Source organism: Pseudomonas kribbensis (assembly GCF_003352185.1).
In the GTDB taxonomy this organism is placed as follows: domain Bacteria; phylum Pseudomonadota; class Gammaproteobacteria; order Pseudomonadales; family Pseudomonadaceae; genus Aquipseudomonas; species Aquipseudomonas kribbensis.
In genome coordinates this window covers 1685742-1706898 of the sequence record NZ_CP029608.1, presented here as the reverse complement: position 1 = coordinate 1706898, position 21157 = coordinate 1685742, and the positions used below count along the sequence as shown (strand labels likewise).

General features: G+C 59.7%; 24 protein-coding genes. 15 read left to right on the top strand and 9 right to left on the bottom strand.

Annotated elements, in window-relative coordinates:
* Positions 1 to 71 precede the first annotated feature (71 nt).
* The 6 genes from DLD99_RS07965 to DLD99_RS07940 all read left to right on the top strand — a co-directional run bounded on the left by DLD99_RS07965 (position 72) and on the right by DLD99_RS07940 (position 3487).
* Entirely contained in the window at positions 72 to 806 is a 735-nt protein-coding gene (locus tag DLD99_RS07965) for a DUF899 domain-containing protein (protein WP_114881841.1), read from the top strand.
* A gap of 113 nt (positions 807 to 919) precedes the next feature.
* Positions 920 to 1090, top strand: coding sequence for a YhfG family protein (locus DLD99_RS07960; RefSeq protein ID WP_114881840.1), 171 nt, complete (start codon positions 920 to 922; stop codon positions 1088 to 1090).
* Entirely contained in the window at positions 1087 to 1698 is a 612-nt protein-coding gene (locus DLD99_RS07955) for a Fic/DOC family protein (protein ID WP_114881839.1), read from the top strand. Before DLD99_RS07960 ends, DLD99_RS07955 begins: the two co-directional genes overlap by 4 nt.
* Before the next feature lie 96 nt (positions 1699 to 1794).
* On the top strand, positions 1795 to 2070 hold the full coding sequence (locus DLD99_RS07950) for a hypothetical protein (RefSeq protein ID WP_085710342.1): 276 nt from the start codon (positions 1795 to 1797) through the stop codon (positions 2068 to 2070).
* Between the two features lie 220 nt (positions 2071 to 2290).
* Entirely contained in the window at positions 2291 to 2875 is a 585-nt protein-coding gene (locus tag DLD99_RS07945; protein ID WP_114881838.1) for a papain-like cysteine protease family protein, read from the top strand.
* Positions 2876 to 2887: 12 nt separating this feature from the next.
* On the top strand, positions 2888 to 3487 hold the full coding sequence (locus DLD99_RS07940) for a hypothetical protein (protein ID WP_114881837.1): 600 nt from the start codon (positions 2888 to 2890) through the stop codon (positions 3485 to 3487).
* 63 nt (positions 3488 to 3550) lie between these two features.
* Here the strand turns inward: DLD99_RS07940 and DLD99_RS07935 are convergent, their stop codons facing one another.
* Positions 3551 to 4891, bottom strand: coding sequence for a DEAD/DEAH box helicase (locus tag DLD99_RS07935; protein WP_085710336.1), 1341 nt, complete (start codon positions 4889 to 4891; stop codon positions 3551 to 3553).
* 191 nt (positions 4892 to 5082) lie between these two features.
* Here DLD99_RS07935 and DLD99_RS07930 point away from each other — a divergent pair, with 191 nt between their 5' ends.
* Positions 5083 to 6381, top strand: coding sequence for a mechanosensitive ion channel family protein (locus DLD99_RS07930; protein ID WP_114881836.1), 1299 nt, complete (start codon positions 5083 to 5085; stop codon positions 6379 to 6381).
* Positions 6382 to 6446: 65 nt separating this feature from the next.
* Here DLD99_RS07930 and DLD99_RS07925 read toward each other — a convergent pair whose 3' ends face one another.
* Positions 6447 to 7088, bottom strand: coding sequence for a hydrolase (locus tag DLD99_RS07925; RefSeq protein ID WP_007956548.1), 642 nt, complete (start codon positions 7086 to 7088; stop codon positions 6447 to 6449).
* A 169-nt stretch (positions 7089 to 7257) separates the two neighbouring features.
* Between DLD99_RS07925 and DLD99_RS07920 the strand changes: the two genes are divergently transcribed.
* Complete coding sequence (locus DLD99_RS07920; protein WP_007956547.1) at positions 7258 to 8163, top strand: LysR family transcriptional regulator; 906 nt, start codon at positions 7258 to 7260, stop codon at positions 8161 to 8163.
* Here DLD99_RS07920 and DLD99_RS07915 read toward each other — a convergent pair.
* From DLD99_RS07915 to DLD99_RS07905, 3 genes are all read right to left on the bottom strand, one after another.
* Positions 8108 to 8989 carry a carboxylate/amino acid/amine transporter gene (locus tag DLD99_RS07915; protein WP_114881835.1) on the bottom strand — a complete coding sequence of 294 codons (882 nt, stop codon included), beginning with the start codon at positions 8987 to 8989 and terminating at the stop codon, positions 8108 to 8110. The two genes, DLD99_RS07920 and DLD99_RS07915, sit on opposite strands and share 56 nt — an antisense overlap.
* Positions 8990 to 9201: 212 nt before the next feature.
* Positions 9202 to 9801 carry an FMN-dependent NADH-azoreductase gene (locus tag DLD99_RS07910; protein WP_085730052.1) on the bottom strand — a complete coding sequence of 200 codons (600 nt, stop codon included), beginning with the start codon at positions 9799 to 9801 and terminating at the stop codon, positions 9202 to 9204.
* A 169-nt stretch (positions 9802 to 9970) separates the two neighbouring features.
* Positions 9971 to 10285: a 3-phosphoglycerate kinase gene (locus tag DLD99_RS07905; protein ID WP_114881834.1), complete on the bottom strand. Its 315-nt coding sequence runs from the start codon at positions 10283 to 10285 to the stop codon at positions 9971 to 9973.
* A 49-nt stretch (positions 10286 to 10334) separates the two neighbouring features.
* On the opposite strand from DLD99_RS07905, the gene DLD99_RS07900 reads away from it, so the two are divergent.
* The 6 genes from DLD99_RS07900 (at position 10335) to DLD99_RS07875 (ending at position 16028) form a co-directional block, all read left to right on the top strand.
* Positions 10335 to 11258 (top strand): PA3225 family LysR-type transcriptional regulator, encoded by a 924-nt coding sequence (locus DLD99_RS07900; protein ID WP_007956543.1) that lies wholly within the window; start codon positions 10335 to 10337, stop codon positions 11256 to 11258.
* A gap of 14 nt (positions 11259 to 11272) precedes the next feature.
* On the top strand, positions 11273 to 12076 hold the full coding sequence (locus DLD99_RS07895) for an alpha/beta fold hydrolase (protein WP_085710330.1): 804 nt from the start codon (positions 11273 to 11275) through the stop codon (positions 12074 to 12076).
* 3 nt (positions 12077 to 12079) lie between these two features.
* Positions 12080 to 12643, top strand: coding sequence for a peptidylprolyl isomerase (locus tag DLD99_RS07890; RefSeq protein WP_085700647.1), 564 nt, complete (start codon positions 12080 to 12082; stop codon positions 12641 to 12643).
* Positions 12644 to 12731: 88 nt separating this feature from the next.
* The gene (locus DLD99_RS07885) at positions 12732 to 14564 is read left to right on the top strand and encodes an ABC transporter ATP-binding protein (RefSeq protein WP_114881833.1); all 1833 of its coding nucleotides are present in this window, start codon (positions 12732 to 12734) and stop codon (positions 14562 to 14564) included.
* A 185-nt stretch (positions 14565 to 14749) separates the two neighbouring features.
* A complete protein-coding gene (gene aqpZ, locus DLD99_RS07880) occupies positions 14750 to 15445 on the top strand; it encodes an aquaporin Z (protein ID WP_114881832.1) in 696 nt (231 codons plus the stop codon).
* Positions 15446 to 15692: 247 nt separating this feature from the next.
* The gene (locus tag DLD99_RS07875; protein WP_114881831.1) at positions 15693 to 16028 is read left to right on the top strand and encodes a hypothetical protein; all 336 of its coding nucleotides are present in this window, start codon (positions 15693 to 15695) and stop codon (positions 16026 to 16028) included.
* Between the two features lie 87 nt (positions 16029 to 16115).
* On the opposite strand, the gene DLD99_RS07870 is transcribed toward DLD99_RS07875, so the two are convergent.
* On the bottom strand, positions 16116 to 17249 hold the full coding sequence (locus DLD99_RS07870) for a GNAT family N-acetyltransferase (RefSeq protein ID WP_114881830.1): 1134 nt from the start codon (positions 17247 to 17249) through the stop codon (positions 16116 to 16118).
* 280 nt (positions 17250 to 17529) lie between these two features.
* Between DLD99_RS07870 and DLD99_RS07865 the strand changes: the two genes are divergently transcribed.
* A complete protein-coding gene (locus DLD99_RS07865) occupies positions 17530 to 18861 on the top strand; it encodes a putative porin (RefSeq protein ID WP_114881829.1) in 1332 nt (443 codons plus the stop codon).
* Positions 18862 to 19018: 157 nt separating this feature from the next.
* Here DLD99_RS07865 and DLD99_RS07860 read toward each other — a convergent pair whose 3' ends face one another.
* The 3 genes from DLD99_RS07860 to DLD99_RS07850 all read right to left on the bottom strand — a co-directional run bounded on the left by DLD99_RS07860 (position 19019) and on the right by DLD99_RS07850 (position 21065).
* Positions 19019 to 19255 carry an anti-sigma factor family protein gene (locus tag DLD99_RS07860; RefSeq protein WP_114881828.1) on the bottom strand — a complete coding sequence of 79 codons (237 nt, stop codon included), beginning with the start codon at positions 19253 to 19255 and terminating at the stop codon, positions 19019 to 19021.
* Positions 19249 to 19863 (bottom strand): RNA polymerase sigma factor, encoded by a 615-nt coding sequence (locus DLD99_RS07855; protein ID WP_114881827.1) that lies wholly within the window; start codon positions 19861 to 19863, stop codon positions 19249 to 19251. The genes DLD99_RS07860 and DLD99_RS07855 overlap by 7 nt, the downstream gene beginning before the upstream one ends.
* 80 nt (positions 19864 to 19943) lie before the next feature.
* Positions 19944 to 21065 carry a beta-ketoacyl-ACP synthase III gene (locus DLD99_RS07850; protein WP_114881826.1) on the bottom strand — a complete coding sequence of 374 codons (1122 nt, stop codon included), beginning with the start codon at positions 21063 to 21065 and terminating at the stop codon, positions 19944 to 19946.
* Positions 21066 to 21157: the final 92 nt, after the last annotated feature.

The window sequence follows — 21157 nt, the reverse complement described above, 5'->3', positions numbered from 1 at the left end:
TCTGTCGATTTCCGACGGCGTTAAGCGACTAGTCTGAGACAGACGGTTTCAACCCCGCAGGAGAAATCATCATGAACGTTGAGAATCATCCGGTGGTGTCGCGCGAAGAATGGCTCGCCGCCCGCAAGCAGCATCTGGCCGATGAAAAGGCCTTCACCAGGGAACGCGACCGCCTCAGCGCCAAACGCCGCGCGCTGCCGTGGGTGAAAGTCGACAAGGACTACCGCTTCATGGGGCCGGACGGCGAAATGAAACTCGCCGACCTGTTCGGCCAGCACAGTCAACTCATCGTCTATCACTTCATGTTCGCCAAGGGCTGGGAAGAAGGCTGCCAGGGTTGTTCGTTCCTCGGCGATCACTTCGACGGCGCCAATCTGCACCTGGCCCATCATGACATTGCGCTGGTGGCGGTATCCCACGCGCCATTCGCCGAATTCCAGACGTTCAAGCGGCGGATGGGCTGGAAGTTCGACTGGGTGTCGTCGGACGGTTCCGATTTCAACTACGACTTTGGCGTTTGCGCCCGTGCTGAAGACGCCGAAGCCGGAAAGGCTACGTACAACTATGAAAAGACTGACAGTGGCGAAGAGGAAATGCCCGGGCTGAGCGTGTTCTATCGCGCCAATAACGGCGAGATATTCCACACCTACTCAACCTACGCCCGGGGTCTGGACATGCTGGTGGGCGCCTATAACTTTCTCGACCTCACGCCCAAGGGGCGAAACGAGGACGAAATCATGGAGTGGGTGCGGCATCATGATCGGTATGACGGGGCAGAAAATTCCAGCTGCTGCCATGATGGATAGCCTTTCAGCCTGAGCAGGTTCAATGGTAACGCAGGATGTGCGATGCTAGGTCGAACGAGCCGACACGGCTTCGTTCGACTATAATTGGCACATTCCCGCATCAAGAGACTGATATGGAAAAGCTGAGTCTGCAAACCAAGAAGGCCTGGTTCGCTAAGCACCGCAAAGCCAATTTCGCGGCCAGCCTGCGCCTGGAAGGCTTTGTTCCATCACCGACTGATGGCGATATCAAACTTCCCGTCAGGGCCGCTGCCTTGAGAGCGGTCCAGCTCTTGAAAGCTTGAGCAACGATAAATACGGTTCTGACCAGGCCCCGGATTGTTATCCGGGCACCGACGTTCTTGTCAATTTGCTCGACTTACGCAATGCCGAAGATCTGGATGAAGCAGAACGCTACATCAATGAAGTAGCCTCTGCGCATCTGGAATTCATTCCTCCCCCCTACAGCCTTGCAACTTTAAAACATGTGCACCGCACCTTGTTTGAAGCGATCTATCCATGGGCTGGCGAAATCCGGACACTGGCAATCAGTAAAGGCAGCACGCGGTTTTGCAGCCCGGAATACATTGAGCGAGAGGTCGCAAAAGAGCTTTCGAAGATGGCGGATGCTGGCTGGTTTGAAGGGTTTTCCCGTCAACAGCTGGTTCCGGCTGTCGCCGAGTCATACGGGACTCTCAATGTGGCTCACCCGTTCAGGGAGGGGAATGGCCGAACCCAACGCATCCCGTTCGAGTACATCATTTTCAATGCCGGCTATCTCATCGACTGGGGGATGGTCGATCAAGAGGAATGGATCAAGGCATGCATTCATTCCTACCACGGTGATGACGAACTTATTGTCGATGTGTTCAACCGATGCATAGGTAATTCAATTGCCGAGGTCGACTGTTGAACGAGACATCATCGCAACACTGGCCGTAATGAACTTTTTGCTGACAAAAACCCTCAACCGGTTACCCCGCCTTAACCGGATCCGAGGCCTGCCCCCATGAAAACCCTGCTCACTCTCACACTCGCCACCACCTTCGCCTGTGCTCTGCCCGTGTGGGCCTGCACCCCGGAAGAAGCCACCGCCAAGCGCGAGCAACTGGCCCAGGAAGTGGCAAAACTCACCGAACAAAACCCGACCAAGGCCAAGGAAATCAACGCCGAGCTGCAGAAAATGGATCTGGGCACCGCCTCTGCCGATCTGCCGGACAAATGCCAGTTGATCGACCAGCGCTTGAAGGAGCTGGATTCGGCCGAGCACAAAACCGAGGGTTAACGGCCTCGGGCTTCAGCCTCCACCACAAAGGACATGCTCAAAGCAGTGTCCTTCCGTCCGTATAATTGCATTTGTGCATTTATTTATTTGCACAAATGCATATTCAGACCTAGGGTTACCTCGAGCCTGATCGGAACCCGCCGCAGAAGTGGCACCCCTTAACCGCCGACGGCTCGTAATACATGCAGGACATTTGTTTTCATTCATGGAGGATTGAAAAATGTTAACCACTGAAACAACGCAATACACCGGCAACACCCTGCCCAGGTGCCTTTCCGGCCACCTGCTCGACGCGCAACTGGTCGAGGTTGAAGCCGCGCCACAGACCGAGGCCCTGGCGGCCTCTAGCCTGAACTTCACGATGCAGCAACAGACCCAGACCAACTGGTGCTGGGCCGCGGTTTCCGCTTCGGTCGGCAACTATTACGGCACCGGGTCCTGGACCCAATGCGGCGTTGCCAGCACCCAGTTGAACCGCAACTGCTGCAGCCAGCCGGGGCCGTGCAACGTCTACGGCTATCTGGATTCGGCCCTGCAAACCACCCGCAGCTACAACGGGATGAATCAGGGTTCGTTGCAGATGTCGGCCATCCAGAACCAGATCAACATGGGTCGCCCCGTCGGTCTGCGCTGTGCCTGGTACGGCGGCGGTGCGCACTTCCTGACGATCTATGGCACCAACGGCAACTACGTGTTGGTCGCGGATTCGATCTACGGCTACTCGACCCGCGCACTGAGCTCGTTCCCCGGTTCCTACAACGGTGGCGGCAACTGGACCCACACTTACTTCACGGCGAAAAACTAGGAGGGCGACATCATGCAACTGACTTATCCAAAGGCGCCTTCCAACGGCGTACAGACCTTGCGTCCGGTGCTGCAAGCGGCGCTGCAAACCCAGGGATTTGGCATCAATCGCCTGTTCGCCAGTGCGGCGCCGGCGAAAATCAGCCTCAGTGAGGCCTATCGCGGCTACTCGCTCAGCCTGGAGGATCTGAGCCAGGGCAAAGGCCTGAAGGACGCCCGGGTCGGTGACTGGCATTACCTGGTGTTTGCCGACGGCGTGTCGATTGCCGATGCGCAATTGGCCGAAGTCCGCGGTCACGTCGAGTTTGCCTCGTTGAACCACGGCAACCTGGCGGCCGCCACGGTCGATGCACTGAAACTGGCCGAGCAATCGCCACAGTTGCAGGGCAAAACCGTCGAGCTGCGAGTGCTGTTCGTTTCGGCGCTGCATGTCGTGGCGATCTGGCTGCACGCGGCCGGTGAAGATGTGCTGATCCCGATCGAGCCGACGCCCAGGGAGCTGGCCCTGACCGGGCTGTACAGCGAGGCCGCCCTGCTCGCGCAGCTCAAACCGAAGGCGGATCAGACCAAGCAACGCTTTGATGCCGACACCCGTGGACAGTTGGGCAGCTGATAAACGCTGGCAATAAAAAAAACCGGACACTGTCCGGTTTTTTTATTGCCAGTCTGAAACGCCTTACTCGGCCGCAGGTGCAGCCGGCTTGCGGCGCTTGAGCGGGGCCATGCCGTCGCTGCTCACCAGAGAATCCGGTTTCGGACGGTTGGCGCTCTTGCGCTTGGTCGGGGTCTTGGCGGCGGCTTTTTTCTTGTCGCCCTTGGCATCGGTCTTTTTCTTCTTCACGCCAACAGCCTTGCCCGAGGCCTTGACCTTTTTCGGTCCGCCGTAGGTGCCTTTGACTTCCTTGATGGTGCGGCGCTCGAAGCTCTGCTTCAGATAACGCTCGATGCTCGACATCAGGTTCCAGTCGCCGTGGCAGATCAGCGAGATCGCCAGACCGTCGTTGCCGGCACGGCCGGTACGACCGATGCGGTGTACGTATTCATCGCCGCTGCGTGGCATGTCGAAGTTGATCACCAGATCCAGGCCATCAACGTCCAGACCACGGGCCGCCACGTCGGTGGCCACCAGAATCTTCACGCCGCCCTGCTTCAGACGGTCGATCGCCAGTTTGCGATCCTTCTGGTCTTTCTCGCCGTGCAGCACGAACGCCTTGTATTCCTGGGCGACGAGACGACCGTAGATGCGGTCGGCCATGGCCCGGGTGTTGGTGAAGACGATAGCCTTCTGATAGGTCTCGTTGGCCAGCAGCCAGTTGACGATCTGTTCTTTGTGCTGGTTGTGGTCAGCGGTGATGATCTGCTGACGGGTGGTGTCGTTCAGCTGGCTGACCGCGTTGAGCTGCAGGTGCTCAGGGTTGTTCAGCACCTTGGCGATCATCTCGCGCAGGCCGGAACCGCCGGTGGTGGCGGAGAACAGCATGGTCTGCTGACGGTTCGGGCATTCATCGACCAGACGCTGCACGTCTTCGGCGAAACCCATGTCGAGCATGCGGTCGGCTTCGTCGAGCACCAGCACTTCGACTTCTTTCAGATCGAGGTTGCCGGCGTTCAGTTGCTCGATCATCCGGCCCGGGGTGCCGATCAGGATGTCCGGCACCTTGCGCAGCATGGCGGCCTGGACCTTGAAGTCTTCACCGCCGGTGATCAGGCCGGACTTGATGAAAGTGAACTGCGAAAAGCGCTCGACTTCCTTCAGGGTCTGCTGGGCCAGCTCGCGGGTCGGCAGCAGGATCAGGGTCTTGATGCTGACGCGGATCTTGGCCGGGCCGATCAGGCGGTTGAGGATCGGCAGGACAAACGCGGCGGTCTTGCCGCTACCGGTTTGCGCCGTCACCCGCAGGTCACGCCCCTGAAGCGCCAGCGGAATGGCCGCGGCTTGCACAGGCGTTGGCTCGACAAATTTCAGCTCGGCCACGGCTTTGAGCAGGCGTTCGTGCAGGGCGAATTGGGAAAACACGGGTGCTACCTCGAAGATATGCAGAAAAACAGCTGCATAGGTTACCGGTTTCGAGCGCTCAGGCCGAGTTTCTTTATGAAATCAGCCGCAATCAGTGGCTTTTTTGTTGCTCGATTTGTCTCCAACGGTAATACACAGCGTCTTAAATGCTCTAATCGCCCGTCGCGTCCTACAGAAGAATCGTTGCCCTCATGGATTTCAAACAGCTCTGGCTCAACGCCCAAGACCTCTGGGGTGCCCTCGATCAGCACCCGCTCCTGCACGCCGGCCTGGCACTGATCCTGCTGCTGGTGATCGCGCTGGTCCTCGGACGAGTGGCGCGTTACCTGATCCTGCATGCCAGCCGCATGCTCGGTCGCCAGCCCGCGCTGCACTGGATCAACGACTTTCGGCATAACAAGGTGTTTCAGCGCCTGGCGCAGATGACGCCGTCGCTGGTGATCCAGTTCGGCCTGCACCTGGTGCCGGAGCTGAGCAAGACCGCCATGGTATTCCTCGGCAACGTGGCGCTGGCGTTCACCATTCTGTTCCTGCTGCTGTCGGTCAGCGCCCTGCTCAATGCGCTGCTGGACATCTATGCCCGCACCGAACACGCCCGCACCCGCTCGATCAAGGGTTATGTGCAACTGGCGAAAATGGTCTTGTACGTGTTCGGCGCGATCATCATCGTCGCCACCCTGATCGACCGTTCGCCGCTGTTGCTGCTGTCGGGTCTGGGTGCGATGTCGGCGGTGATCCTGTTGGTCTACAAGGACACGCTCCTGTCGTTCGTCGCCAGTGTGCAACTGACCAGCAACGACATGCTGCGGGTCGGCGACTGGATCGAAATGCCGCAAGTCGGTGCCGATGGCGATGTGGTCGACATCACCCTGCACACGGTCAAGGTGCAGAACTTCGACAAGACCATCGTCTCGATCCCGACCTGGCGCCTGATGTCCGAGTCGTTCCGAAACTGGCGCGGCATGCAGCAGTCCGGCGGGCGGCGGATCAAGCGCAGCCTGTTCATCGACGCCAGCGGTGTGCGTTTTATCCGCGACGATGAAGAAGAGAAACTGTCCCAGGTGCACCTGCTGACCGCCTACATGGGCCGCAAGAAAGCCGAGCTCAAGGCCTGGAACGAAGCGCAGGGCAACGTCGCGGCGATGTCGGCCAACCGTCGGCGCATGACCAACATCGGCACCTTCCGCGCCTACGCGCTGGCCTATCTGAAGAGTCATCCGGAGATCCAGCCGAACATGACCTGCATGGTCCGCCAGATGCAGACCACGGCCCAGGGCATTCCGCTGGAAATCTACTGCTTTACCACCACCACGGTGTGGGCCGATTACGAGCGGATCCAGGGGGATATTTTCGATTACCTGCTGGCGGTGCTGCCGGAGTTCGGGTTGAGCCTGTATCAGCAGCCGAGTGGTGGGGATTTGCGTTCCGGGATATTGCCGGCGGTCCTCGGCGCAAGCCACATTCCAGAAGCCGAAAAACATGTGATGTAGAGTTTTCTTGAGCGCAACAAAAAAGACGCAACCCAGGTTGCGTCTTTTTTTGTCCGGCTGACTTGTCAGGCCTGACGCTGCGGTGCCTTGTGCACCATGGTGTAGGCGTAGTCGACACCCATGCCGTACGCGCCGCTGTGTTCCAGCACCAGGTCCATCACCGCCTGATAAGTGTCTTTGTGTGCCCAGTCACGCTGGTACTCGAGCAGCACTTGCTGCCAGGTCACCGGTACGGCACCGGCCTGAATCATCCGCTGCACCGACATGTCGTGGGCTTCTTTGGTGGTGCCGCCGGATGCGTCGGTGACGATGTAAACCTCGTAACCTTCAGCCAGCGCTTCCAGGGCCGGGAACGTCAGGCAGACCTCGGTCCACAGCGCGGCGATGATCAGCTTCTTGCGGCCAGTGGCCTTCACCGCGTCAACCAGCGCCTTGTCTTCCCAGGAGTTCATCGAGGTGCGCTCGATCGGCTTCTGTTCCGGGTGCACCGCCAGCAGTTCCGGCCAGATGTAGCCGCTGAAGCTTTCGGTTTCGACCGAGGTGTAGATGGTCGGCACGTTGAAGATCTTCGCTGCCTTGGCCAGGCCGACGGTGTTGTTCTTCAGGGTCTGACGGTCGATCGACTGCACGCCGAAAGCCATTTGCGGCTGGTGGTCGATCAGGATCAGGGCGGAGTTGGTCGGGTTGAGCAGTTCACGGATAGACATGGCGCGTTCCTTTTGATGTCGATTCAGAGTTTCGATTGGGTAATGGGGGAGTCGAGTGGCTTGCCGTCTTCGGCGTTGTTGTCTCGGCTTGGATGTCACTTTAGGGGCTGGCCGATAAAGGGACAATTCCCTAAAATCGAGAATCATTGATTCTAAAAAAGGGACAATCATGGATCGCATCGAATGCATGCGCGCCTTCGTGGTGACGGTCGGCGAAAACGGCTTCGCAGCCGCCGCCCGGGCCATGGACGTGCCCCGGTCGAAAGTCAGCAAACAGATTCAAGCGCTGGAAGAAGCCATCGGCGTGCAACTGCTGCAACGCACCACCCGCAGCCTGCACCTGACCGAGGCTGGCGCGGAGTATTTCGAAGCGGCGCGGGAAGTGATTGCGGCACTGGACGAGGCCGAGCAGCGAGCGCGGGACGGGGTGGGCGAATTGCGCGGGGTGTTGCGGGTCAACGCGCCGATGTCGTTCGGCTTGCGGCGGCTGGGCAAACTGATTCCGCTGTTTCATGAACAGCACCCGAACATCGAGCTGCAACTGGTACTCAGCGACCAACAGGTCGATCCGGTGCGCGGCGGGTTCGACGTGACCATCCGCATCGCCAGCCTGCCCGACTCGACCATGATCGCCCGGCAACTGGCGCCGGCGCCGCGCATCATGGTCGCCTCCCCCGCTTACCTCGAGCGCGCGGGCACGCCGCAGTCGCCGCAGGATCTGCGCTCGCATCAATGCTTGAACTACGGCTATCTGCAAAGTGGCGTCAGTCTGCAACTGTGCAACGGCAAGGAGACGCAGCGAGTCAACGTCACCGGACCGCTGCACGCCAACAACGGCGACTTGCTGGCGCAAGCGGCCGAGGCCGGCATGGGCATCGCGCTGCTGCCGGACTTCATCGTCGAAGAAGCACTGGCGGCCGGGCGACTGGTGCCGGTGCTGTGCGAATGGCAGGCCCCGGCGATCACCATCAACGCGGTGTATTCGTCAGCGCGGCGGGTGCCGCAGAAGACCCGGGCGTTTATCGAGTTTCTGGTGGGGCAACTGGCGCCGGCTTGCGAATCCCCAACCGGCTGATCCACACCGCCGCCAGAATCACGCTGCCACCGAGGAACAATCGACCCAACTCTTCATGCTGATTCCAGATCAGCAGGTTCAGCAGCAACCCCACCGGCACGTGCAGGTTGTTCATCACCGCCAGGGTGCCGCCGTTGACCAGGCACGCGCCCTTGTTCCACCAGTACAGGCCGAGTGCGGTCGAGACCAGACCGAGGAACACCAGCACGCCCCATTGCAGCGGCGCTTCGGGCAGGAAACTGGATTTGCCGAACAGCAGGAACGCCGGCAACGCCACCGCCAGTGCGCCGAGGTAGAAGAAACCGAAGCGCCGGTAGTGCGGCAGATCGCTCGGGTGCTTCGCCACCAGATGCTTGTACAGCACCTGCCCGGCGGCGTAGGTGAAGTTGGCCAGTTGCAGCAACAGGAAACCCATGAAGAAGTCCGGGTTGATCCGGTCGTAGCGAATCACCGCAGCGCCTGCGACCGCCACCAGTGCGGCGATCAGCGCCCACGGGTTGAAGCGTCGGTTGAGAGCGTCTTCGATCAACGTCACATGCAACGGCGTGAGGATGGTGAACAGCAGCACTTCCGGCACCGTCAGCACGCGGAAGCTCAGGTACAGGCAGACGTAGGTCACGCCGAACTGCAACGCACCGATCAGCAGCATGCCGCGCATGAACGCCGGTTCCACCGAGCGCCAGCGCGTCAGCGGGATGAACACCAGCCCGGCCAGCACCACACGCACCAGCACCGCGAAGTAGCTGTCGACATGCCCGGCCAGGTATTCGCCGATCAGACTGAAGGAAAACGCCTGGATCAGCGTGACAATAAGTAGATAGCCCATGGTCGCCTCGATTTCGAATGGCGGCGACGATAGCGGTTTTTCCCGGCCATCGCTAAATCCCGGGCAAAAAAAAGCCCGATCTCGCTAAAGCGTTCAATCGGGCTACAGCACTCAGGAGCAACAAGTGCAAAGGGAGGTTCGATGCGCGTAGAGCCTTGAAGGGGTTGCGCCAGGTCACTAGAACAATCGGCGATTATCTGGCGATTAACATATCAAGCGACCTGGGAGAGTTTGGCGTTGGCCTGGTTGAGGCCTTTCTCCTGGAAGTCGCCGCCCAGGTTCATGCCTTCAGCGTGGATGAAGGTCACGTCGTGGATGCCGATGAAACCCATCACCTGACGCAGGTACGGTTCCTGGTGATCCGCCGGGCCGCCGGCGTAGATGCCGCCGCGAGCGGTCAGCACGTAGGCACGCTTGCCGCTGAGCAGGCCTTGCGGACCGGTCTCGGTGTACTTGAAGGTCACGCCGGCACGCAACACATGGTCGAGCCAGGCTTTCAGGGTGCTTGGAATCGCGAAGTTGTACATCGGCGCGGCCATCACCAGCACGTCGGCGGCCAGCAGTTCATCGGTCAGTTCGTTGGAGCGATCCAGCGAGGACTGTTCGTTGGCGTTGCGCTGTTCCGCGGATTTCATCCAGCCGCCCAGCAGGTTGCTGTCCAGGTGTGGCACCGGGTTCACGGCGAGGTCACGGACGGTGATCTGATCGGCCGGATGTGCAGCTTTCCACTGACTGATGAAAGTCTGGGTCAGTTGACGGGATACCGAGTCTTGCTGGCGGGCGCTGCTTTCGATGATCAGAACGCGGGACATGGTGTGTAGCCTCCATCCGAGAATGTTGTAAGTCGATGGAGTGAAGGTTAAACAGAGTCGTATCGATGAAAAAGCGCAAATAATTGCTGCAAACCATCGAAATATTCGTTTAGATGCAAGCTACACCTGCAGGAGCGGGCTGACTCGCTCCTACAGAGAGGCAAAACCGCTATTTCGGGTTGCAGGTCAGTTCGACGCGCAGCTTGATGATCTCCCGGGAGAACTTGGCGGTGGCGTTGGTGTGTTTGCCGGCCGGCACTTCGATATTGCGGGTGCGCGGCGCTTCCGGGCCATTGCTGAACACGACTTTGCAGACCGCGTCGACCTCGCCGTAGTTGGCGACCCGGATGGAGCCGATGTCTTTATCGGTATCGAAGGACTCGTAGTCGATCTTCAGGCCATTGAGATTCTTCTGCACATCGATCGGATACGCAAACGCGGTCAGCGGCAGCAACGCCAGTACCACACAACAGAATTTTTTCATTCGGCAGTCTCCATGAGGGACAGCCAGCTTAGGACAAGAGGAGCTATCGATGAAAGCGCCCCGCGTGACCCTCGATCAATGGCGAACATTGCAGGCGGTGGTCGACCACGGCGGATTCGCCCAGGCCGCCGAAGCGTTGCACCGTTCGCAATCGTCGGTGAGCTACACCGTCGCCCGCATGCAGGACCAGCTCGGTGTGCCGTTGCTGCGCATCGACGGCCGCAAGGCGGTGCTGACCGAAGCCGGCGGCGTGTTGCTGCGGCGTTCGCGACAACTGGTGAAACAGGCCAGCCAACTGGAAGACCTCGCCCATCACATGGAGCAAGGCTGGGAAGCCGAAGTGCGACTGGTGGTCGATGCCGCCTACCCGAGCGCCCGCCTCGTTCGCGCATTGACCGCATTCATGCCGCAGAGCCGTGGCTGCCGCGTGCGTCTGCGTGAAGAAGTGCTGTCGGGGGTCGAGGAGGTGTTGCTCGAAGGCGTGGCCGATCTGGCGATCACCGGCCTGAGCATTCCCGGCTACCTCGGCGCGGAGTTGAGCGATGTGGAATTTGTCGCCGTCGCCCACCCCGAACACGCGCTGCATCGGCTGAACCGTGAACTGAATTTCCAGGACCTGGAAACCCAGATGCAAGTGGTGATCCGCGACTCCGGCCGCCAGCAACCCCGGGACGTCGGCTGGCTCGGTGCGGAGCAGCGGTGGACCGTCGGCAGCCTCGCCACCGCCGCCAATTTCGTCTCCAGCGGCCTGGGCTTTGCCTGGCTGCCACGGCACATGATCGAACGTGAATTGAAGGAAGGCCTGCTCAAGCTGCTACCGTTGGATCAGGGCGGCAGCCGCAATCCGAGTTTCTATCTGTATTCGAACAAGGACAAACCGCTGGGCCCGGCTTCGCAGATCCTCGTCGAACTGTTGCGCACCTTCGACACCTTGCCGCTGGACGCACCGTTCGCCGCCCCCGAACAAGCCTGACACGGAGTTCACCGATGGCGTATTTCGAGCATGAAGGCTGCAACCTGCACTACGAGGAATATGGCCACGGCGATCCGTTGCTGCTGGTTCACGGGCTCGGCTCAAGCACCCTGGACTGGGAAATGCAGATCCCGGCACTGGCCGCACAATACCGAGTGATCGTCCCGGACGTGCGCGGCCATGGTCGCTCCGACAAGCCCCGCGAGCGCTACAGCATCGCCGGTTTCAGCGCCGACATTGTCGCCCTGATCGAACATTTGAAGCTCGGCCCGGTGCACTACGCCGGGCTGTCCATGGGCGGCATGATCGGCTTCCAGTTCGCCGTCGATCAGCCGCAGATGCTCAAGAGCCTGACCATCGTCAACAGCGCGCCCGAGGTCAAGGTGCGCAGTCGTGACGATTATTGGCAGTGGTTCAAGCGCTGGAGCCTGATGCGTTTGCTGAGTCTGGCCACCATCGGCAAGGCCTTGGGCGCCAAACTGTTCCCCAAACCGGAGCAGGCGGATTTGCGACAGAAGATGGCCGAGCGCTGGGCAAAAAACGACAAACGTGCTTATCTCGCCAGCTTCGATGCGATTGTTGGCTGGGGGGTTCAGGAACGACTTTCGAGGATCTCCTGTCCAACGCTCGTCGTCAGCGCCGACCGGGACTACACCCCCGTCTCGCTGAAAGAAACCTATGTCAGACTGCTGCCCGATGCGCGGCTGGTGGTGATCGCCGATTCGCGCCACGCCACCCCGCTCGATCAACCCGAACGCTTCAATCAAACGCTGCTGGCGTTTCTCGCCACAGCCGATATTCACCCTCAGGATCACTGAACCATGCTGAAAAAACTCGCCCTCGCCGCCGGCACCGTGCTGTTCGCCGCCAACCTGATGGCTGCCACGCCGGCCAAGGCGCCACACGTTGAACTGGTGACCACCAATGGCACCATCGAAATCGAGCTGGATCCGGTCAAGGCGCCGATCAGTACCAAGAACTTCCTCGATTACGTCGACAGCGGTTTCTACACCAACACCATTTTTCACCGTGTGATCCCGGGCTTCATGGCCCAGGGCGGCGGCTTCACCCAGCAGATGCAGCAAAAAGAAACCAAGGCCCCGATCAAGAACGAAGCCAGCAACGGTCTGCACAACGTTCGCGGCACCCTGTCGATGGCCCGCACTTCCGATCCGAACTCGGCCACCAGCCAGTTCTTCATCAACGTCGCCGACAACGCGTTCCTCGATCCGGGCCGCGACGCCGGTTACGCGGTGTTCGCCAAAGTGGTCAAGGGCATGGACGTGGTCGACATCATCGTCAACTCCCAGACCACCACCAAACAGGGCATGCAAAACGTGCCTGTCGACCCTGTGATCATCAAGTCGGCCAAGCGCATCGACTAAGCTTTACAGGGCATATCGAGCGGCGACGGTTGAACACCGCGCCGCTCACACTGATAAAAGGAGAGCCCGTACTCCGGGCGGTTATCTGATGCTCTATCGCCGTTTCGAACAACTGATCGACATATTCCGTGACGCGCCTACGGCATCCCCGCCGGACCGTGTTCTGCCCTTCTATACCTATTACCTGAAGCAGGTCTGGCCGAGTTTCGCCGCCCTGCTGATCGTCGGTCTGTTCGGTGCCCTGATCGAAGTGGCGCTGTTCAGCTACCTGAGCCGCATCATCGACCTTGCACAAGGCACGCCGAACGTCGATTTCTTCAAGGTGCATGGCGCCGAACTGGCGTGGATGGCCGTGGTGGCCCTGCTCCTGCGACCCCTGTTCCTGGCCCTGCACGACATGCTGGTGCACCAGACCCTGAGCCCGAGCATGACCAGCCTCATCCGCTGGCAGAACCACAGTTACGTGCTCAAGCAGAGCCTGAATTTCTTCCAGAACGACTTCGCCGGGCGCATCGCCCAGCGCATCATGCAGACCGGCAACTCGCTGCGTGATTCCGCGGTGCAGGCGGTGGACGCGTTGTGGCACGTGCTGATCTATGCGATCAGCTCGCTGGTGCTGTTCGCCGAAGCCGACTGGCGCCTGATGATCCCGCTGCTGACGTGGATCGCCGCCTACATCGGCGCGCTCTACTACTTCGTGCCACGGGTCAAGGACCGCTCCGTCGCCGCTTCCGACGCGCGCTCGAAACTGATGGGCCGCATCGTCGACGGCTACACCAACATCGCCACCCTGAAGCTGTTCGCCCACACCAACTTCGAACAGCACTACGCCCGCGAGGCGATTCAGGAACAGACCGAAAAAGCCCAGCTGGCCGGCCGCGTGGTCACCAGCATGGACGTGGCCATCACCACCATGAACGGTCTGCTGATCGTCGGCACGACGGGGCTGGCCCTGTGGCTGTGGACGCAATCGGTGATCAGCGTCGGCGCCATCGCCCTGGCCACCGGCCTGGTGATCCGTATCGTCAACATGTCCGGCTGGATCATGTGGGTGGTAACCGGCATCTTCGAGAACATCGGCATGGTCCAGGACGGTCTGCAGACCATCTCGCAACCGGTCAGCGTCACCGACCGCGAACAGGCCAAACCGCTGGCTGTGGCCCGTGGCGAAGTGCGTTTCGAGCACGTGGATTTTCACTACGGCAAGAAGAAAGGCATCATCGGCGACCTCAACCTGACCATCAAACCCGGCGAGAAAATCGGCCTGATCGGCCCGTCCGGCGCCGGCAAATCGACCCTGGTCAACCTGCTGCTGCGGCTGTACGACGTCGAGGGCGGGCGGATCCTGATCGACGGCCAGAACATCGCCGAAGTCGGCCAGGAAAGCCTGCGTGCGCGGATCGGCATGATCACCCAGGACACCTCGCTGCTGCACCGTTCGATCCGCGACAACTTGCTGTACGGCAAGCCCGACGCCACCGACGCCGAGCTCTGGGAAGCGGTGCGCAAGGCCCGGGCCGACGAGTTCATTCCGCTGCTATCGGATGCCGAAGGACGCACCGGATTCGATGCCCATGTCGGCGAGCGCGGGGTGAAGCTGTCCGGCGGCCAGCGCCAGCGGATCGCGATTGCGCGAGTGCTGCTCAAGGACGCGCCGATTCTGATCATGGACGAAGCGACCTCGGCGCTGGACTCGGAAGTCGAAGCGGCGATCCAGGAAAGCCTCGAAACCCTGATGCAGGGCAAGACCGTGATCGCCATTGCTCACCGACTCTCGACCATTGCCCGCATGGACCGGCTGGTGGTGCTGGAAAACGGCAGGATCGCCGAGACCGGCAACCATGCCGAACTGCTGGCCCATGGCGGATTGTACGCACGGCTATGGGCGCACCAGACCGGAGGGTTTGTCGGCATCGACTGATCCGGCAAGAAACGCAAAAACCGCCACAGCCCTTCCACCACGGGCTCTGGCGGTTTTTTCATGGCTGCTGGAAATCCCCGCATTCCCTGCTGTACTCAGCGAAGGCTCTGGAGATGAACCTGTCGTAATTGCAAGGAAGCACAACTCGATGCAGTCTCGATAGCGCGTCTATCAAGGACTCTCTCATGTCTCTGTTAAAACGTTCGGCCACGGAGTTGTTGGGTACGTTCTGGTTGGTGCTGGGTGGTTGCGGCAGTGCGGTGATCGCCGCGTCCTCACCTGTGGGGATCGGCGTGCTGGGGGTGGCCCTGGCATTTGGCCTGACGGTGCTGACCATGGCGTTTGCCATCGGCCACATCAGCGGCTGTCATCTCAACCCGGCCGTGTCGGTCGGTCTGGTCGTCGGTGGTCGGTTCCCGGCCAAAGAACTGCCCGCCTACATCATCGCCCAGGTGATCGGCGGGATCCTGGCAGCGGCACTGCTGTATCACATCGCCAGCGGCAAGGAAGGATTCGACATCGCCGCCGGCCTTGCTTCAAACGGTTATGGCGAGCACTCGCCAGGCAAATACTCGATGGCCTCCGGGTTCGTCACAGAGCTGGTGATGACCGCCATGTTCGTGGTGATCATCCTCGGCGCCACTGACAAACGCGCCCCCGCGGGACTGGCACCGATTGCCATCGGCCTGGCCCTGACGCTGATCCACCTGATCTCGATTCCGGTGACCAACACCTCAGTCAACCCGGCCCGCAGCACGGGCCCGGCGCTGATGGTCGGTGGCTGGGCCATCGCGCAGTTGTGGATGTTCTGGGTCGCGCCGCTGTTGGGTGCGGTGCTTGGCGGGGGGATTTATCGTTGGCTGGGTGACGAAGACAAGTAGTTTCAGCTCGAAAAAAGACCGCGTGCAAGAACTTCCCACGCGGTCTTCTTTTTGAAAAAATAAATAAAAACAACAATATCCCGCAACAAGCAAGTGACTGACACTCAAATAAAAATCCATTAACTTGTAAATGCGCCAATCAAGGACGCAACAACACACGACAACAATCAAAGTTCAGAGGAATGAAACATGCCTGCCTGTCGCAGGCAAACATACCCTTGAATAACGAAATCATGGAATTGATAAAATGAACCTTATTCGAAACACCCTGCTCAGCCTGCTTGTTCTTCCCGTATACATTGGTTTTGCCTCGGCAGCCCTGTCGCCAATGATCAATTCGAACCATCCGTTGGAAGTTGATATGGTCGACGCATTATCGGAAATTCGGCCAGAACTTAATTGTTCCGACGATCATACAACTGGCATAACTCAATGTGTGAGGCCCACTTATCTTTATACCTGCTCCGTCGCCAAGCGACCGAGCCTTTTAATTCAATACCATTCCAACATTGCCACTATCGAGGAGTTCGACACTCAGGCGAGATCCAAAGGCCTGTCCAACTGCTACGCCGGCAGTTTTTGATCAGCACGACCTGGCCATGATTTAACATCGGTTTTCGTGACAATGAATCGGCCGGGGGGCTTTCATCTATTGAGCCCTGGTCGAAGTTCAAAAACCTTGTGGCTGTTTGTAGGGCAGCGCCTCACGAGCCTGCTCTACATAACTCATCACACCGGCGCGCTCCTGCTGAAGAAAATCCTTCACGGCGGCTTTCAGGCCGGGATGGCGCAAGTAGTGCCAAGAGTGGGTAATCACGGGTTCAAAACCGCGAATCAACTTGTGTTCGCCCTGAGCACCGGCGTCGAAACGTTGGTAACCCTGGGCAATCGCGTAGTCCATGCCCTGGTAAAAACAGGTTTCGAAATGCAGCCGGTCGTACTCGGCCAGACATCCCCAGTAACGCCCGTAGAAACTGTCGCCACCCACAAGGCTGAACGCCATCGCCACCGGCCTTGACCCCTGTTTGGCCAGCACGACACGAATCGATTCCGGCATGCGCTCAGCCAGCAGGCTGAAAAACTCCCGCGTCAGGTACGGTGCCTGACGGCGTACCGCATAAGTGTTGGCGTAGCAGGCATAGACAAAATCCCACTGCGCCTCGTCCAGCTCTCGCCCCTCAAGCCATTCGAATTCGAAGCCCTGCCCCGCCACTTGCTCGCGCTCCTTGCGCATCTGCTTGCGCTTGCGCGAGCTGAGCACGTCGAGAAAGTCCTGGAAGTCGCGATAGCCGCGATTCTGCCAGTGGTACTGACAGCCGATGCGTTGCAGCCAGCCCGGCTGCTCGGACATCGCAGCGTCGGTAAAGGCATCGGTGAAGTTGATGTGGGCGCCAGAGAGTTCTTCGATTTCCAGATAGCCCGGCAGGCTCTTGAGCAGTTCGAATCCGTCCTCGACGTTCGCCGCCAACAGGCGTGGCCCGGTGACCGGACTGAACGGCACCGCACTCAAAAACTTGGGGTAGTAATCGATGCCGGCACGGGCGCAGGCATCGGCCCAGCCGTGATCGAAGACGTATTCGCCATAGGAATGCCACTTGCGATAACCGGGCAGCGCCGCGATCAGACGACCGTCTTCGACATGCAGCAAATGCTCCGCCTGCCAGCCGGTGTGCGGGCCGACACTGCCGCTGTCTTCCAGCGCGCCGAGGAAGGCATGGCGCAGAAACGGCTGGTTGTCCGGCACCAGTGCATCCCAGAGTGCCGGTTCGATTTCCGACAGTTTTTGCAGGCGCTGCAACGGCATTTTCCTCTCCACTTTTGGCCCTGAAAGCCTCGCGAGTATCGCTGATCGGCCCTGTCTTGCCCACGTCCGATTGCGCGACAGCGCTCTAGATCAATAGTTCACGCAAGTTTCGCATCGTCATCAACCTGCCATCACCGTGCCACTGCTCTGTCATAAACCATCGCGATACTGGCGCCTGTTTTTAGAGCGCCGGGTTCTACCCGGACACAGTTTTCCGACGTTCAAATCGTCGGTTGTGCCCAGGATGGTTCAGCCATCCCTCTCATCTTCGGAGATTGCTATGCGTCTTGCTTCCACGAAAACTGCGGCGGCCCTGTGCGGTGGCCTGTTGCTGGCCATGAGTGTTCCGGCCAGTGCCGCAGTCGACGCCAAACTGCTCGACATGCTCAAGGCTAACGGTTCCATCACCCAGGCGCAGTACGTAGAACTGCAAACCGAACTGGCCCAGGATCAGAAGGCCCAGCAAATCGCGCAGCAGGCGCAGCAAGAGACCAACGAGCAAATCGCGGCAACCGCGAAGAAAACCAACGAGCTGAGCAGCTTCGACCAGAAGCTGGCCTGGGCTGCCAAGACCCAGTTCAAGGGTGACGTACGTTTCCGTCAGGAAACCGTGAAGAACGATGGCGTGCCGAACGCCAAGGACCAGGACCGTCAGCGCATTCGTGCCCGTCTGGGTGCCTACACCGAAATCAACCCGCAGGTTGACACCGGTATCCGTATCGCCACCGGCAGCAGCGACGACGCCCGCTCCACCAACCAGGACCTGAACAACTACTTCGACAAGAAGCAGATCTGGCTCGACCTGGGCTACGTCGACTACCACCCTGACGCGGTCAAGAACCTGCACCTGATCGCCGGTAAAATGAATCAGCCTTGGGTGAGCATGGGCGACATCATCTGGGACAGCGACATCAACCCGGAAGGCCTGGCTGTCACCTACAAGTACCCGCTGAACGGCAGCGCCGAACTGTTCGGTAGCGCCGGTCACTACACCCTCAAGGACAACGTCGACGGCGAAGGTGTGCAGTTCAAGCACGACCTGCGTCTGTACGCTGGCCAGCTGGGCGGTCGCTTCGCGCTGACCGACAGCCTGAAACTGACCTTGGGCGGCAGCATCTACTCCTACGACAACGACAAGGACAGCGCCTGCCCTACCAGCGGCACCGTTACTGCACCATGCGCCCTGGCCGTCAACGGCAACAGCCCGAACGAAACCTTCAAACTGTATGAAGGCTTTGGTCAGCTGGACATCGCCAACCTGCCGGTTCCGCTGTCGATCTACGGTCAGTACGTGAACAACAACGATGCCAGCAACGACCAGGACACTGGCTGGCTGGCCGGCGTGAAGACCAAGGTTTACGGCTTCGGCATCGATTACAACTACCGCGACGTACAGCGTAACGCGGTGGTGGGTGCCTTCACCGACTCCGACTTCGCCAACGGTTACACCGGTTCCCGCGGCAGCAAGCTGAAAGTGAGCTACGAGCTGGACAAGAACTTCACCCTCGGCGCCACCTACTTCATGGCTAACTCGGACTACACCAACGCCAGCCTGAAGAAGACCGACTCCGACATCAACACCCTGCAACTGGATGCTGAAGCCAAGTTCTAAAACAGCAGTCATAAGCGGCAAGCTTCAAGTGAATGCCTCGCTTGAAGCTTGAAGCTTGAAGCTTGAAGCTTGAAGCTGAAGTTATCCTACAGCCCGGCGCCGCAGCAGCGATCCCCATCATCCGTTCGCTGCTGTTACGCCGGGCTGTTTTTTTGCCTCAGGAATTGTCTTTGCGGCGCTGCGCCGCCAGCCGCTCGGCCAACGCATCCACACCCTCATCCGGTTTCTCCGGCATCACCCGCAATGTCGCCTGCATCAAGCGCATCTGGCGGATGAAGCGCCGGCAATTTCGGCAGAACATCAGGTGATGACGCACCATCAGCTTCTCGCGAAAGCTCAACTGGCCATCGAGATAATCGCTGGAGCGCGCCACTTGTTCTTTACAGGTCAGCATTCGCCGGTCTCCTCGAAATGCTCCACGGTGGCGAAGACTTTCAGCCGCGCACGATGCAGCAGCACACGGACATTGGAGAGCGAGATCTCCAGAAGATTACAGATCTCCTCCAGCTCCAGCCCCTGACGCTCGCGCAGCAACAGCACACTGCTTTGCAGTTCTGACAGGCTGAGCAACGTGTGCTCCAGGCATTCGCGCAGTTCATTTTCGGTCAGCAACGCTTCGGGCGTGTCCTGATGCCAGGCGAACGGTGCGACCAGCCAGTGGCCGTCGCCGGGGGAAAAGCGATCATCGTCTATGGTGCCGTGAGGCGACGGCAGATCATCCATCAGCACCTCGCGGCGGTTCTGCTTGTAACGGCCCTTGGCCGAATTGGCGGTGATGGTCAGCAACCAGGTCTTGAGACTGGAGCGTCCCTCGAAGCTGCCGATATGCCGCACCACTGACAGCCAGGCGTCCTGCACTACTTCTTCGACGTGGCGCTGGCCGACAATCGCATAGGCCACCGCGCGCATGGCGCTCTGGTAGGTGGTGACCAGTTCCTTGAAAGCCTTTTGCTCGCCGGCCAGCAGGCGTGCCAGCAATTGAGAGTCATCCGTTGCAGCCATCGATACCTCACGGGCAAAAAAAATCGCAGCCTGCGACGGCTTCCGAAGGAGCGTGCAGACTGCGATCTTTTAACACGGACTCAGCGCTTGCGCAGAATCACGCTACCAATCGAATAACCGGCGCCGAACGAACTCAGCACCGCCAGCGAACCGGCCGCCAGATCGTCCTGATACTTGTGGAACGCGATCACGGAACCGGCGGAGCTGGTGTTGGCGTAAGTGTCGAGAATCACCGGTGCTTCTTCTTCGGTCGCTTCGCGGCCCAGCAACTTGCGCACGATCAGGTGGTTCATGCTCAGGTTGGCCTGGTGCAGCCAGAAGCGCTTCACGTCACCGACGTTGAGCTTGTTCTCTTCCAGGTGTTCACCGATCAGTTCGGCCACCATCGGACACACGTCCTTGAACACCTTGCGGCCTTCCTGCACGAACAGTTTGTCGCGAGCACCGATGCCCTCTTCCGCTGCGCGGTTGAGGAAGCCGAAGTTGTTGCGGATGTTGTTGGAGAACTTGGTCAGCAGTTTGGTGCTGACCACGTCGAACTGGTGCTTCGACGTTGCCGTATCGGCACGCTCGATGACGACAGCAGTAGCCGCGTCACCGAAGATGAAGTGGCTGTCGCGATCGCGGAAGTTCAGGTGACCGGTGCAGACTTCCGGGTTGACCATCAGGATCGCCCGGGCCTGGCCCAGTTGCACGGTGTTGGCGGCTTGCTGGATGCCGAAGGTCGCCGACGAGCAGGCAACGTTCATGTCGAAACCGAAACCCTGGATGCCCAGTGCTTCCTGGACTTCGATGGCGATGGCCGGATAGGCACGTTGCAGGTTGGAGCAGGCGACGATTACGCCGTCGATATCAGCGGCGGTCTTGCCGGCGCGCTGCAAGGCTTGCTCGGCAGCGCCGATGGCCATCTGGCAAAGCACCGACCATTCGTCGTTGGAGCGCTCCGGCAGGCGTGGCGCCATGCGTTGCGGATCAAGGATGCCGTCCTTGTCCATGACAAAGCGGCTCTTGATGCCCGAGGCTTTTTCGATGAACGCGGCGCTGGATTCGGTCAGGGCCTGGATCTCGCCGCTGGCGATGGCGTCGGCGTTGTCCGCGTTGAACTGCGCGACGTAGGTATTGAAAGACTGCACCAGCTCTTCGTTGGAGATGCTGTTGGCCGGGGTATACAGGCCGGTGCCGCTGATGACGACGTTATGCATGGTCGTTTCTCTAATCTGTTCAGGCAGAAAGTGCTGGCACCGACGTGCCAACACGCAAAGGGTCTATTCCCATAGAGGGGACGCAAAAACCT